General features: G+C 49.5%; 13 protein-coding genes. 7 read left to right on the top strand and 6 right to left on the bottom strand.

From position 1 onward, the window contains the following. Positions 1 to 4: 4 nt before the first annotated feature. The 5 genes from H065_RS0101365 to H065_RS0101345 all read right to left on the bottom strand — a co-directional run bounded on the left by H065_RS0101365 (position 5) and on the right by H065_RS0101345 (position 5,429). Positions 5 to 946 (bottom strand): NADP-dependent oxidoreductase, encoded by a 942-nt coding sequence (locus tag H065_RS0101365; protein WP_017811208.1) that lies wholly within the window; start codon positions 944 to 946, stop codon positions 5 to 7. A gap of 203 nt (positions 947 to 1,149) precedes the next feature. Then, positions 1,150 to 2,019 carry an AraC family transcriptional regulator gene (locus H065_RS0101360; protein WP_017811207.1) on the bottom strand — a complete coding sequence of 290 codons (870 nt, stop codon included), beginning with the start codon at positions 2,017 to 2,019 and terminating at the stop codon, positions 1,150 to 1,152. A gap of 204 nt (positions 2,020 to 2,223) precedes the next feature. After that, positions 2,224 to 3,360, bottom strand: coding sequence for a Gfo/Idh/MocA family protein (locus tag H065_RS24940; RefSeq protein ID WP_017811206.1), 1,137 nt, complete (start codon positions 3,358 to 3,360; stop codon positions 2,224 to 2,226). A gap of 33 nt (positions 3,361 to 3,393) precedes the next feature. After that, complete coding sequence (locus H065_RS0101350) at positions 3,394 to 4,572, bottom strand: Gfo/Idh/MocA family protein (protein WP_017811205.1); 1,179 nt, start codon at positions 4,570 to 4,572, stop codon at positions 3,394 to 3,396. A gap of 5 nt (positions 4,573 to 4,577) precedes the next feature. Beyond that, complete coding sequence (locus H065_RS0101345; RefSeq protein ID WP_017811204.1) at positions 4,578 to 5,429, bottom strand: sugar phosphate isomerase/epimerase family protein; 852 nt, start codon at positions 5,427 to 5,429, stop codon at positions 4,578 to 4,580. A gap of 383 nt (positions 5,430 to 5,812) precedes the next feature. Between H065_RS0101345 and H065_RS0101335 the strand changes: the two genes are divergently transcribed. The 3 genes from H065_RS0101335 to H065_RS24935 all read left to right on the top strand — a co-directional run bounded on the left by H065_RS0101335 (position 5,813) and on the right by H065_RS24935 (position 8,529). Further along, positions 5,813 to 6,496: a Na-translocating system protein MpsC family protein gene (locus H065_RS0101335; protein WP_017811202.1), complete on the top strand. Its 684-nt coding sequence runs from the start codon at positions 5,813 to 5,815 to the stop codon at positions 6,494 to 6,496. A gap of 11 nt (positions 6,497 to 6,507) precedes the next feature. Further along, positions 6,508 to 7,566: a YcjF family protein gene (locus tag H065_RS0101330; protein WP_017811201.1), complete on the top strand. Its 1,059-nt coding sequence runs from the start codon at positions 6,508 to 6,510 to the stop codon at positions 7,564 to 7,566. Between the two features lie 117 nt (positions 7,567 to 7,683). Then, positions 7,684 to 8,529: a serine/threonine protein kinase gene (locus tag H065_RS24935; protein ID WP_017811200.1), complete on the top strand. Its 846-nt coding sequence runs from the start codon at positions 7,684 to 7,686 to the stop codon at positions 8,527 to 8,529. Positions 8,530 to 8,617: 88 nt separating this feature from the next. On the opposite strand, the gene H065_RS24930 is transcribed toward H065_RS24935, so the two are convergent. Next, the gene (locus H065_RS24930) at positions 8,618 to 8,797 is read right to left on the bottom strand and encodes a hypothetical protein (protein ID WP_017811199.1); all 180 of its coding nucleotides are present in this window, start codon (positions 8,795 to 8,797) and stop codon (positions 8,618 to 8,620) included. Between the two features lie 339 nt (positions 8,798 to 9,136). Here H065_RS24930 and H065_RS0101315 point away from each other — a divergent pair, with 339 nt between their 5' ends. The 4 genes from H065_RS0101315 (at position 9,137) to hmpA (ending at position 14,807) form a co-directional block, all read left to right on the top strand. Further along, on the top strand, positions 9,137 to 11,215 hold the full coding sequence (locus H065_RS0101315; RefSeq protein WP_017811198.1) for a methyl-accepting chemotaxis protein: 2,079 nt from the start codon (positions 9,137 to 9,139) through the stop codon (positions 11,213 to 11,215). Between the two features lie 407 nt (positions 11,216 to 11,622). After that, positions 11,623 to 12,705: a pectate lyase family protein gene (locus tag H065_RS0101310; RefSeq protein WP_017811197.1), complete on the top strand. Its 1,083-nt coding sequence runs from the start codon at positions 11,623 to 11,625 to the stop codon at positions 12,703 to 12,705. Positions 12,706 to 12,884: 179 nt separating this feature from the next. Further along, positions 12,885 to 13,301, top strand: a complete 417-nt coding sequence (locus H065_RS0101305; RefSeq protein WP_017811196.1) for a FlxA-like family protein — start codon at positions 12,885 to 12,887, stop codon at positions 13,299 to 13,301. Positions 13,302 to 13,577: 276 nt separating this feature from the next. Further along, positions 13,578 to 14,807 carry an NO-inducible flavohemoprotein gene (gene hmpA / locus H065_RS0101300; RefSeq protein WP_017811195.1) on the top strand — a complete coding sequence of 410 codons (1,230 nt, stop codon included), beginning with the start codon at positions 13,578 to 13,580 and terminating at the stop codon, positions 14,805 to 14,807. Positions 14,808 to 14,824 lie beyond the last annotated feature (17 nt).

The following is a 14,824-nucleotide window of genomic DNA, read 5'->3' as shown; positions in this document are numbered from 1 at the left end:
TTCATTAATCTTCGAATGTGATTACAATTTTGCCTTTGGCATGGTGCGTCTCGCTGAGTTCATGCGCCTGACGCAGTCCTGCCTCGGAGAAAGGAATCTCGGTACCGACGATCGCATTGACTTTGCGCTGCTCCATCAGCTGACCGAATTCCTGCAGTTGCTTGCCGTCCGGCTGCAGCCAGATCGACTTGGCCGTAATATTCATTTCACGGGCAATCTCTTCGTCCGGCTGTCCCACGATAGAGATCAGACGTCCGGTATCGCGCTTGAGCACTTTGAAGCTGTCTTTTTGAATATCGCCGCCCATGGTATCGAATACCAGATCAATATCCGACAGCACCTCGGCAAAATTGGTCGCTTTGTAATCGATCACTTCATCTGCGCCCAGGGATTTGAGGAATTCGGCATTTTGCGCGCTGGCAGTAGTAATAACATGTGCCTGCGCATTTTTGGCAAGCTGAATTGCCAGACTGCCGACACCGCCTGCACCGGCATGGATCAGTACTTTTTCGCCGGCTTTGAGCTGTCCATGATCGAACAGGGCTTGCCATGCGGTCAGACCGGCCAGCGGCACGGAAGCAGCTTCCTGATAGCTGATACCTGGTGGCAGTGGAGCAAGCAGATGATCATCTACCAGTGTATATTCGGCATACGTACCGAATCGGGTCGTTTCCGGACGGGCAAATACCTTGTCGCCGATTTTCCATTCGGTGACTGCTGAACCGACTTCGGTAATAATACCGGCAGCATCCCAGCCGAGAATAATCGGGAACTCCCAATCCATCATGTCTTTCAGATAGCCTGCACGCAGCTTCCAGTCAATCGGGTTGATGGATGTTGCCTTGAGCTTGACGACAACCTGATGTTCATCCGGTACCGGATTGGGAACTTCCATTTCCTTGAGTTGATCTTTATCTCCGTATTGTTCAATAACGATGGCTTTCATGATAGACCTCCTTAGGTAGTAACGATAAGAGTATAGTGATGATAAAGGTAAAGAAGTATTCTCTTTACATAACATACCCATTTCACGGGTTTGCCAACGCACTTACGCACAGAAGAAGCTTTCAAATTCGTTTTTAGATGAAGTGAAAGGAGGGAATACCATGAGTGGTTTCGCTGTATTCCCTTGATGCGACAGCTTTTTAATTAATAAGATTGTACAGTCGAAGCCGAGGATGGCCGAGAACGATAGCTCTCTGGTGAGCAGCCGACAATCTCTTTGAATACCCGGCTAAAATGGGGCAGCTGCTTGAAGCCGGACAGTCGGCTGATCTCGGTGATCGACAGTTCCCGCTGATAATGGAGCAGCAGCCGTGCCTGACTGATCCGGCGGTGATACAGATATTTGAAAATGGTCATGCCTGTCCATTCCTTGAATAATGAAGTGATATAGGCACGGGACAGATGCAGATGTTCTGCAATCTGCTCCAGTGTAATCTCATGCATATAGCGGGTCTCGATATAATCGAGAATATGCTGAACGTACAGCTCCTTGCCAGCTCGGTTGCTGTCTGTCTGCTCTTCCTGACAGCGGCTGGCGAGCATGGACAGTAGCTCGCACAGCTTGAGAATGAAGCGAAAAGAAACCCTGCCCTGTTCCTCCAGCGGCAGTAAAGCCAGCTGGGCCAGCAGTTGTTCCAATTCCGGCTGTTCCTCCCGGCTCAGTGAGATACGGCGGTTCCCGGACTGCTCAAAAGGCAGCAGCAGGCCGCCAATATGTTCCGGCCGGATATATTCATGCAGCAGAGTGGGATCAAAATGGAGCGTTGAACGCACATAGGGATGATCCGGCTCCGGGTGTGGACGGTGGAGCGTACGTCCATGCATCAGCAGTACATCACCCGGACGCAGATGATAGCTGTGTTCCCCAATAATATAAGTACAGATACCTTCATGGAAATAATAAATCTCATATTGCAGATGGGAATGAAACCCATCGATCGCCGGGGGATGAAAAGGCCCGGCTGACCGATATCCGTAAGTAATCGCATGATCCATCCGCATCGTCTCCGGCATGGGGAAAACATCTCCTTTTCGGTAGCGTTTACATGAGTTGTTCTCATTGTAACATTACCGGGGAGACAAGGGGTCAGCAGGATCATGCCGATCCTGTATGATTTGTAGAAAACCACCCAAATAATCGCTTTGCTACATGGTACCAATACACCAAAAAACGGCGCGGTTTCTGCATATCTACTGCAGTATCCGCGCCGTTCTGTTTTATCTATTATAATGCAGTCTGCCGTTAATTCCTTGAGGTGTACCAAAGCCAAGCAGACCGTCCGGCTGATCCCATGCCTTTTGCTGGGCGAGCAGACACAGTTCGGCTGCCTTGAAAGCATGCTCCTGGGTCATTGCCGTTTCGGTCCGATCCAGTACATCGCGAATCAGCTGACCGAAGAAAGGAAAGCCCACTTTGCCGGTCACATTGAAATGGTATTCGCCTTCATGATTGACCAGATACACATGATCCCGTGCAGGATCGCGGGCGATATCGATGTATTTGCGGAGTTCAATATAACCGTCGGTTCCGAGCAGGAGTGTGCGTCCGTCTCCCCAGGTGCCCAAGCCGTCAGGGGTGAACCAGTCGACCCGCATATAGCCGGATGCGCCGCTGTCGCCGGTTAGAGAGATCTCGCCAAAGTCCTCCAGCTCGGCATACTGTGGATGATTGAAATTGGCGACCCGGCTGTGGTTGATCATCGCATCGGTAGAGGAGGTGAACGTCAGAAACTGCTCGATCTGATGGCTGCCGATATCACAGAGGATGCCCCCATACTGATCCCGGCGGAAAAACCAGTCCGGCCGCTTGTCCGCTACCAGTTGGTGTGGCCCTGTACCCATCAATTGCACGACTTTGCCGATCGCTCCCTGATTGACCAGCTGCTGGGCATACACGGCACTTTCCACATGCAGTCGTTCACTGTAATAGACCATATATTTGCGCCCTGTACGTGCCGCTTCAATTCGTGCCTCGATCAGCTGTTCCATCGTTGTAAATGGAGCCTTGTCGGTAAAATAGTCCTTGCCTGCCTGCATCACCCGCACCCCGAGTGGTCCGCGCTCAGACGTAATGGCTGCCGCCGCAACCAGCACGATGGTCTCATCTTGCAGAATCTCCTCCAGCGATGAGGCAATTTGGGCGTCCGGATACTGCTTGTGAAAGGAAGCGATTTTCCGCGGATTGCGATCATAGATCCATTTAACTGTCGCTCCGGCTTCTACCAGACCTGCACACATTCCGTAAATATGCCCGTGATCCATAGCTGCCACCGCGATCTGGAACTCTCCCGGTCCACAGACAGGTTCGCTCTGATACGCCGTGGTCGGTGCATAAAACATACCGTCTTTGCTCATTATAATACGCCTCCCTTGCTGCTATGCAGATGGTTATTTATACGTGTTGCTCATATCGGCAGGCATGGATTCCTGCACGGCGATATCTCCGGAAAAGGAAGACTCCTCCCGGCGCCGGGCCAGATGGTCTTCAAAGCGCTGTTCGTCGATAGGCAGCGTCACCCAATCATCTTCCCAGGTAGATAGCAGCATCGCATTGGACAGCGTTAATCCGCGTATACCTTCTGCTCCGGGAGCAATGAGCGGGGTGTCTTCACGAATCGCTTCGATCCAGTTGCGGATAATGCCGGGATGCCCGGTCTCTGTCTCTTCAATAGGAATGTCGCACTGCCAGCACTCTGGATGTCCGAATGCGCCTTGATAGCGTTCGTTGAATACAGGCTCCGGTTCCCGCAGCCGCCAGAAGGTAAGCCGATCCTGCTCAATGACGATTTTGCCGCAATCACCAGTTACTTCAAAGCGGTTGGTTCCGGGATATTCACCGGTCGTTGTAATAAATACGGCCGAAGCGCCATTATCGTATTCGGCATAGGCAGTCACATCATCTTCCACTTCAATATTCCGGTAGCGGCCGAACTTGCAAAAGGCGCGTATACGCGACGGCATCATTCCGGTCGTCCACTGCAGCAGATCCAGCTGATGCGGACACTGGTTGATCAGCACACCGCCGCCTTCACCGCTCCAGGTCGCCCGCCATCCGCCGGAATCATAGTAACTTTGTGCCCGGTACCAGTTGGTAATAATCCAGTTCAGCCGCCGGATCTCGCCCAGTTCGCCACTTGCGATCAGGTCACGTAGCTTGCGGTAGACAGGATTGGTACGCTGATTATACATAATGGCAAATACGCTCCCGGGCGCTGCTGCAGCTGCGTCATTCATCTCCTGCACTTCCCGGGTGCTCACGCCGGCAGGCTTCTCGACGAGTACATGCAGACCATGGCGAAAAGCAGTGATTGCCTGTCTGGCATGATCCTTATGAGGAGTCGCCAGCAGCACCGCATCAACCGTACCGGACTGTATCAGCTCCTCCGGGTTATTCCAAAAGGCGACCGATGCCGGCAGATTCTCCCGGCTCCACGCTTCCATCGATGCCCGGACATCACATACAGCAGTCAATTCTGCGCCGGGTATAGAGCCGGATAACAGGGTGCGGGCATGGGTACTGCCCATATTGCCAATGCCGATAACGGCTACGCGTACAGTTCTCGTCATCACGGTCAGACCTCCTGTCCATGCTGCTGCAGCTGTTCGCGAAATACACTGGCAAAATGCGTAAGCATCTTCGCTGAACCGAATTGTCCGCTAAAATCCTCTATCCCCAGATAGCCGTCATATCCGGCAGCTACCAGATCGTCGATAATCTGTTCCCATGGGACGCTGCCTTCCAGTAGAGGCATCCACTGGCACTGCCAGCGACCGTCTTGACGTATCCAGCCGGCGTTTTTGACATGTACATGAGCGAGATAAGGGCCGAGCAACTGGATACCCATCCGGTAATTCTCGTAACCTTCGTGCACCAGGTTACCCGGATCGTATAATACGCCTACATGAGCCGGATTTAGATGTCCAACCAGCCGCATCGCGAGGGAAGCGCTTGGCGCAATGGTCTCATGATGCGTCTCGACGAGCGCCTTGATACCATACTGGCTGGCCATTTCCTGAATACCGGATAGATAACGGACAGCTTCGGTCTCCAGATCTTCATAATGGCGCTGCCTGTCATAGCGGGGAATACCAACACGCATCATCGTGGCACCCAGCTGCTGTGCCGTATCAAAAGCCTGATGGGCTGTATCCAGATCACCGCATTTCAGATAAGGGACCAGGGCAATAGAGCTTACGCCGCCTTGTTCCGCAGCGAGGCGGATCGCTTGCAGCCGCTCGCTGGAAATTGCCGGATCAATAGAGCAGCGATTATGTCGCCAGTAGGAAGGCGACTCTTCGGCAGCGTCCGCCGGAATAGCGGCATAGCGCCACTCGATGCCTTCGATTCCGGCAGCAGCGGCAGCCGTTATCAGCTGCTCCGGTGTGAGATCGGGTGTGCATACGGTAAATACGGATAATTTCATCACCTGTGATCATCTCCTCGGTATACATGGTTTCCTAAGCACTTGTTTATAAAATTGGAGTTCGGCAGGCTTGTTCTGCAAGAATAGGTTGAACAAGCAGTTCCTCCAATATTTGGAATCGCTTTCATACAAATGCATTGTAGCATGCAGCCATGTACGCGGACAGATGATTCGGCGAATAGTGGAACTGCAGATAAATAACTATCCCAAAGCCATACTGTCAGATAAATGTAGGAGAAATGCCAGAAAATGCGAATAATTTCGACAATGCTGCTGTACCCGCACATCAATGCTGCCAAAACGGGGTACTATATTAAAAGTAATAAGCCAGAGTCAAGCATGCGTCCGATCCGGATGAACCATGCAGAGGAGGAGCCCCCTTTATGAAAAGGATGTCTGTAGATCATCCTGTCGCGTTATATATGCAGCAGCGAATCAATGAATATTATGAAAGCTCGCATCCGGAAATCAGCGTCCTGCTGGACGAACGTTGTATCGTTCTTCACTTGAAGAACTTTATCGGGCCGCGTATGGAAAGTATTGTGGAGCAGCAGGATGACCCGGATGTTTTTCGTACTTTGCGAGAACTGATGATGGAATATACCCTGCAGAACTTCACCAAGGATATGAAAGAGCAGTTCGGCATACAAATCAAGGATATTTATTATGACTGGGAAGAACGCGATTTCTCGGGGATGGTCGTGGGGCTGCTGGAAGGGGATGCTTTTGCAGAGACTGTAGAGACTTTTCCTCATCAGTATGAGGTTCACGAGCGAACCAACGAGATTACGAACGGTGTACAGCGGGTTCCGGACAGGGTATACAGCTTCTGGATGGATGATCAGCTGCTCATTATTGTTCGCGACGGCCTGCTGATCAAACTAGAAAAGGAACTGCTGCGTCAGGGTGAACAAGAGCTGCTGCGCAAAGCAAAGCGTGTTCTGGAGCGCAAGGAGTTCCCGTATCACAGTCAGATTCCCGAGATTCTGGGTCGTGAAATCGAAGCGGTCTATCTGGATTGGCAGTTTGATCATGATCGCAGCGTACTCGTCTATCAATTCAAATAAGGAGGACTGAAATGAACAGCAAAGACCAACAAGTCAAAGCCACAATTCGTAAAGCAGCCGACCAGGCATTTGACCAGGAAATGGATGAGATTAACCGCCAGATGGAAGAAGAAGTCATGATTGCACTGGTGGGTGACGTCAATGCCGGTAAGTCGTCCACCATTAACCAGATCATCGGGGATGAAGTCGCTGGTGTCGGAGCAGAGCCGGGAGAGACTACCCAGATTCGTCCGTATCCTTATCGGGAGAAAATCATATTGATTGATACACCGGGGCTGAATGATGTAAATGTTATTAACTCCAGCGTAACACGTGATTATTATCGCAAGACGGATGTAGTTCTCTTTTTCCTCAATGCAGCAGGTACGGTGTTCTCCGAAGCCGAGCAGAAATCACTGGAAGCGCTGGAGAAGATCAATACCAATATCCTGATCGTGCTGAACAAGATTGATGCTGCTGACGAGATTGATCGTCTGGTACGCCGCATCCGCCAGGAGACAGGAGACCGCTATGAGGTGATACCGATCTCGTCACGTACCGGGCAGAATATTGACAAGCTGCGCAGCAGTATCCTCGATATGCTCAAAAAAAAAAGTAAGGACATTTTGTTCGCCCGTACGATCAAGGAAAAATCCTCTACCGCCAACAAATGGATTATTGGCGCTGCTACCTCGGCCGGTGCGATCGGTGCTGCGCCGATACCGGGAGCGGATATTATCCCACTAACCGCGATACAGATTGGTCTGCTAACCCGCCTGGCAGCATTGTATGAACGTCCACTCAGCCGGGAGACTGCCAAAGAGATCGTGATCGCCTCGATTGTCGGCAATATGGGAAGAAGTCTGTTCGCCCAGATCAGCAAAATCTTCCCCGGTGCAGGATCTGTAGTCGGTGCAGGTGTCGCCGGTTCGGTAACACTGGCGCTGGGCTATTCCGTCAAATATGCGTATGAACGCGGCATTGATGTGACACCGGACAGTATCAGCCGCCTGTATCGCAAATTCCGTGATAAAGTCAAGAAAAAGGACGACCTGCCTGCTATCGAAGATGAGGGCAGCAAACGACGGTAATGAAGCAAATGATCGAACGGTCAGCTGCCGTTTTCTTTTTATTATCCTGATCCTGAAACCTGCACGGCCCGCGCACAGTATAACAATAGCAATGTGACGACGAAAGGCTGGTTATGATTGAGAGCATTACAGCGAATACATGGACATATTCAGCGCTGGCTGCAGGAGCGTAATTTCAGGCCTGGCCAGCTGATCAGGGAGCGCTACCGGATCATCGGTCTTCTCGGTACAGGCAGCTATGGTGTTACTTACCGGTGTGAGGATCGGGTGACCGGCCAGCTTTGTGTATTGAAAAGGGTTCATCCACTGCGTGGTGGTCGCCGGCGTGCCGAACTGATCTATGCCCGCGAGCTGCAGGCAATGACCCGGCTTCGGCACAAACGGGTACCGGAACTCTTGGAGTCCTTTATTTACCAAGGCCAGCGGTGCCTCACGATGGAGTATATGCAAGGACTGAATATCGGCCAGCTGCTGTTCGAAGAGGAGCAGCGCTTTACCGAGCGGGAAGCGCTGCAGCTGATTCACCAGCTGCTGGATATTGTGGAGATGATGCACAATCAGGGGATGATCCACCGGGATATCAGTTTGTCGAATGTACTGCTCCATGAGGGCCATGTACAGCTAATCGATTTTGGACTGACATGGCGCGTGGAAGAACCACCGGCGCTTGTTGATGAGCTGGATGAACTGGTCAGTGGGGATGAACAGGAGAAGCGAATCCGGCGCTGTCTGGATGTGAGCAGTGACTTTTACGGGATCGGTCATCTGCTGCTCTATCTGCTGTACAGTACGTATAGCGAGGGCGATGCTGCCGGAGAGAGTCAGCCACAGGAAAGCAGCTGGGAGCAGGAACTGCAGCTGCATCCCCGTACCCGGCAAATGCTGCGCAGGCTGCTGCTGATTGATCCGCCTTATAGACAGGCAGCCGAGATCAGACATGAAATTGAATCCATACTATTATAAAAGAAGCAAAAAGCCCCTTCGTTCATCTGAAGGGGCTTTTTGCTTCTTTATTTTATTGGCATCGGCGTCATGTTACCTACATGCTGTATTAGCTGCTGCTGTAAGAGCTGCTGCCGCGCTTACGCCTGTAATGTCCATGACCATGTTGATTATGTGAACTTCCTCTGCGACTGTAACGATCGCTGCTGCTATACGAACGGTGACGGTGGTGGCCTGAACTTGATTTGGACTTGAGTACCTGATTAAGAATACTTTTGATAAGACCCATCTGAGTAACCTCCTTCCGTTTTCTTATCTTCTACATACGTATCCGGCGATATGCAGGTTCCGGTTTTTTATGTAAAACATCTCGAAAAGATACAAATTGCACGAGACGAATAAAATATCGTTCAAAATTTAATTTATAGTGATTCAAATGTCGAAAAATAGGATATACTTATTTAACTAGGTCAAAATAACCGGTTCATAAGTTGTATAAGAGGATGTGGATTTTAATTATTATGTGTATATAGATCTACTATTGCCCTGACGAAAAAGCACACTGAAGTGATCAAAGCTATCATAAATTTTTCAAATACTATTACTGAATAAGGAGTTATTCTACTGTATGAATGCTATTAAAAAAGGTTTGGAAAGCCTGTCTGCCCGGATTCTGGGTATTACGGCCTTGTGTATTATTGTCCCGATGGTACTGGCAATGGTGACGGTGGGTTATACGGTGACCCGGTCTTATGAACAGGCGAACGCCCAGTCTATATCAGCAATTGCCCAGGAAAAGTCAAAAGAACTGAACATGGCGATCAAATCGCAGGTCGCTGTGGCGGATGCAATCGTGGAAGATCCTTACAACGTGGACTTTTTTAACAATCTGAATACAGCGGGTCAAGCAAACAAGGAGCAGTTCCAGCGGATTCAGGAGAACATTACCGAGAAGCTGGAAGAATCCGACGGACTGTATGAGAATATTTTCTTCTCGCATGATAGCAAAATCTATATGGACGGTATTAATGGGAATTCGGTAGGTCACGAACTGACTGCCCAGACCGATCCATGGTATCCCAAAGTACAGCAGCAGCCCGGTCCTTTTATGAGTGATATCATGGTATCCCCGGTATCCGGCAGAACGGTTATCGTTGTCGGCAATGTGCTGGGCGGTGATGAGGCGGACGAACAGAATGAAGGTTCCGCCAGCAATTCACTGAATATTTTTGGAACACCGCTGGATGTGAATACACTGCTGCAGGATGTCGTGCAACAGGATGGAGACAATCTGCTGGATACAGTCGTTATCAACAAGGCGGGCTTGATTATTGCCTCCGGGAACAAGGATCAGATTATGAAGACCGATCTGAGCAAGCTGGATTCCGGTACACTGTACAAGCAGATTCAGTCACAGGACAAAGGCAGCGGATTTATCACCATGAATGGGGAGCGCTATATGGCTTCTTATGTAAAGGATAAAAACCTGAATGTAGATATTATCTCCATGCAGCCGGTTAGTATTTATATGGATCGTGTGCATTCCATGATTACTACGATGATTATTATTACAGTAATCAGTCTGATTCTGGCAGCCATTGTACTGTTCCTGGTTGTACGCAGTATTGTTCGTCCGGTACAGATGGCTTCCCAGCAGCTAGAACGGATGTCCAAGGGCGATTATTCGCATACGCTGCCTGATAAATACAAACAGAGCACAGGCGAGACGGGTGTACTGATCCGCTCGATGGATGCGATGCAGCAGTCTACACACCGTATGATTCAGGCGGTTACTGCCGAGATTAACCAGCTGCGTGAAGCGAGCAATCATGCCAAAGTAGGCTTTATGGATATGAACCAGAAGCTGCAGGAAGTCTCGGCGACCACGCAGAACATGTCTGCCGGTATGGAACAGACCGCCGCTTCTTCCCAGGAGATCAGCGCTTCAACCACCGAGTTTGAAAAAGCGATCGAATCGATCGCTGTAGGAGCACAGGAAGGAGCTGTGCAGGCAGGTGTTATTAACGAGCGTGCCGGTTCACTCAAGAACAAGCTGGATGAATCTATCGCAGCAACAACTGTTGTATACAATGATGTTAAATCCGGTCTGGACGAAGCACTGGCACAGTCCCAATCCGTTGAAATGATCAAATCACTCAGCGAGTCGATCCTTCAAATTACCCAACAGACCAATCTGCTGGCACTTAACGCTTCGATTGAAGCTGCACGGGCAGGGGAAGCAGGTCGTGGCTTCTCCGTAGTCGCTGACGAGATCCGCAACCTGGCAGATGCATCCAAGAATACCGTGGGACAGATTCAGGGCATTACCGATCAGGTTGTGCAATCTGTGAATAATCTGCAAAAATATACTGCTCGTCTTATGGAATTTCTGGCTACCGAGATCGGTGCCGATTACCAGATGATGAGAGAAACCAGTGAATCGTATCTTAACGATGCCGGTTATATCGATCGCATGGTTAGCGAATTCAGCGCGACGAGCGAGCAGCTGAGTGCGTCTGTACAGAATCTGGCACAGGCGATCAACGAAATTTCCATTTCTAACAACGAATCTGCCGATGGCACCGAAGAGATTGCAGGGGCAGCTCAGGTGGTACTCGACAAAGCCAACGAAGTCTCGGTAGAAGCCCAAAAAACCAGCGAAAGTGCTGAACGTCTCGGTACGTTGGTAAACCAGTTCAAATTCTGATCAGTGGACGAGACAAGGAAACGATTAGAATAACTCCTGTATTCCAATATTTGATATTGAGTCTTATTTTGGAGACTCGTACGAAAAGATACTCTGACCAAACAGAGTATCTTTTTTGTGTAATATGAAAGAGATAATACCATTTTTGGATGTTGTATCATATTGAACTGGATATAAATATGATCATCCACTACTTCGCAATACTTATATACCACCTAATATGATATTATCCAGAACGCTTTGATAGTCAAATAATTAACCATTTATTTTAGATATACGTTTGGACTGTTAATCTTCTATATTCTAGCATTCACAATCTCCAACATTTCCTTTAAAATTCAATAGATGCATAAATTTACTGTTATACGAAATTAATCTATTATGCATCAAATAAAGGAGGACATACCATGGTACAAAAGTTGAATATTAAATCTCTACATACGCCCCGGTGGATTCTCACTGCCGTTCTGTGTATCGGTCTGGGAAGTGCTTTCCATGCTCCGGCGACCCAGGCAGCCAGCAACTATCCGGATCCTATGCAGGGTCTGACCGGATTCGCAGGCAATGCCAAGAATGAATACGGACAAGCCAAATCAGCGGTGACAGGTGGTAACGGCGGCGCTGTAGTTACAGTAAATACACTGGACGAACTGAAGCAGCAGGTAGGAGACACCCAAAGAAAAACGGTTGTCGTAGGCAGAAATATCAGCTCCTCCGGCAAAGCGATTGTTAACCTGGGAGCCAACAAAACAATTGTTGGCGCTTACAATAATAACAAGCTGACCAATGTCTATCTGACAACAACCGGCAGCTCAAGCAATATAATCTTCAAGAATCTGGTGATTGCTCATACGGCAAATATTAACGAAAATAATGATATCCCATTGTATATTAACAATGGACAGAATTACTGGATCGATCATGTTACGCTCGAAGGTCATGGATACGATCCGAATGGACATGATCTGGATAAATTGATGTATGTGGGCAGCGGAGCAGACTATATCACCATTTCCAACAGCAAATTCACGAACCATCGCTATGGTCTGATCCTGGGATGGCCTAACGATGACAATGCCAGCGTAAAACAATATACCGGTCTGCCGCATCTGACGATGACCAATAACTACTTCAATAACGTCTATACACGCGCACCGGGTCTGATGCGTTATGGTTATTTCCATGTCAAAAACAACCTGATCCAGAACTACAAACTGGGCTTCACTGTAGCGACCAATGCCAAAGTCTATTCCGAAGGTAATGCGTTTAATGCAGCTGGCGATAATGCAATCGTCAATGTTGATCCAAGTACCAAACTGAGCGGCCAATTCAAGGATACCGGTTCATCCCCGGCGATTACAGCCAATCTGCCGGTGACTACCTGGAAGCCGTCCAGTAACTACTCTTATTCTGTACTGAGTGCTGCTGCTGCCAAACAGTATGCTTTGAGCTATGCGGGTGCACAAAACACATCTCTGCAGTACCCATAATCGCTCTGCCTGCATAGAATGTCCTATTGTTAAAAATGACCATACTGTCTGGATCTTAGTCCGGGTGGTATGGTTATTTTCTGTTGTTTATATACAAAAATTAACGTGTTCTGCCGATAAACAAAAAGGGAATACTGGTATAAGGATAGGGGTAATCTACGGACCCGAGGTGTTTATCCATGCAAATCTCATCCACTTCTTCAGTGGCCTATACATCAACCCAATCCACCAGTAATACATCCGCGCTGGAAAAACAGAAAACAGCGCTGGAAGCACAGCTCACCAAGTTGCAATCCAGTACAGACAAAAAAAGCACAGACAGTGAACAACAAATCAAACAGATTCAGCAGCAGATCCAGCAAGTCGAACGCCAGATCGCTCAGGCCAGCAAAAGTTCCAGCTCTGATTCATCCGACAGCAGCAGTTCTTCATCTATGGACTCTACCGATTCCACTAAGTCTGCCCAGCAGGCTGCGCTGGATGCCCTGAAGAAAACACAGGAAGAGAACCAGAAAGTACAGGAAAAGCAGCAGGCACAGGCTAATCGCAGCCTGGCAGATATGGGCATTGGCAGCCGCTTCGATATGAGCATCTAGGCCCGAACCTGAAATGAAAAAGCCAAAAGCCGTCCACCTTGGGGATGGTTTTTTTGTATTGGTCTTATCCGGGGATGATTCGTAATTGTGAACGAACGTTAACGTTTAGTGTGATCTCAATCACTTGAGATGTCATAGAATGGGAATAGAATTTGAGATATCTGAAATTAATATTAATTTGTGACTATTATCCGGTCTGCCTATGCCGGTAGCAGCTGTAGAAGATCAACTGCCATCCGTGCTAGCTGTAATGACCAAAACAAAGGAGAGATCAGAATGCTGGATGCTCATACTATTAAAGTGATCAAGTCGACTGTACCTGTACTGGAGACCGAAGGGGTACATATTACCAAAAGATTCTATCAGACGATGTTCGAAGCGCATCCCGAGCTGCTGAATATTTTTAACCACGCCAATCAAAAGCAGGGACGGCAGCAGACTGCGCTGGCGAATGCGGTCTATATGGCGGCGCTGCATATCGACCGGCTGGAAGAGATTCTACCGGTCGTCAAGCAGGTTGCCCACAAGCACCGTAGTCTGGGCATCCGTCCGGATCAGTATCCGATCGTTGGCAAATATTTGCTGCAGGCAATTCAGGATGTGCTCGGTGAAGCGGCAACACCGGAGATTCTGGATGCCTGGGCCAAAGCATATGGCGTTATCGCAGATGTCTTTATCGGAATCGAACAGGAGATGTACCAGGAGGCCGAACAGCAGCCAGGGGGCTGGGAGGGATTCCGTGCTTTTATGGTACAGCGCAAAGAGCGGGAGAGTGCTGTCATTACTTCCTTTTACCTGGTGCCCCAGGATGGCGGCGAACTGGCTGCGTTCGAGCCGGGTCAATATATCAGCATCAAGGTACATGTTCCGGGACAGCCATATGAGCAGATCCGTCAGTACAGTCTGTCTGACGGACCGGGACAACCTTACTACCGCATTAGCGTCAAGCGTGAAGATGGCGATGAAGTTCGTCCGGCAGGGCAGGTGTCTGTCTATCTGCATGAACAGGTGCAGGAAGGGGATGTGCTGTATATATCCGCGCCGGCAGGAGACTTCCAGCTGCAGCGCCAGCAGGGTCGTCCGGTCGTGCTGATCAGCGGTGGCGTCGGTCTGACACCGATGATGAGTATGCTGCGCTCGCTCGCTGCCGAGTCATCGGGAGCAGGCATTACCTTTATCCATGCGGCAGGCAATAGTGAGCTGCACGCGATGCGCCGTCAGGTAGAGGAGATTGCGAGTGAATGCCCTGATCTGTCTGCTTATTATTGTTACAGTACACCGACCGAGTTGGACCGACAGAATGAAGCCTTTCATTATGAAGGGTATCTACAGCCCGACTGGCTCAAGGAAATGGTGCCTGATCTGAACGCCGATTACTATTTCTGTGGTCCACTGCCTTTCATGCAGGCGGTCAATACAGCACTGGATCAGCTGGAAGTTCCTGTGGAGCAGCGGCATTATGAATTCTTTGGCCCTGCAGCGAGTCTGGTAGCAAGCGGGAAATAGGCAGGCGAGAAGGCTAA

Source organism: Paenibacillus shenyangensis, assembly GCF_000346635.1.
Taxonomy (GTDB): Bacteria; Bacillota; Bacilli; order Paenibacillales; family Paenibacillaceae; genus Saccharibacillus; species Saccharibacillus dauci.
The sequence above is the reverse complement of the archived record's forward strand: the minus strand, read 5'-3'. Positions and strand labels throughout refer to the sequence as shown.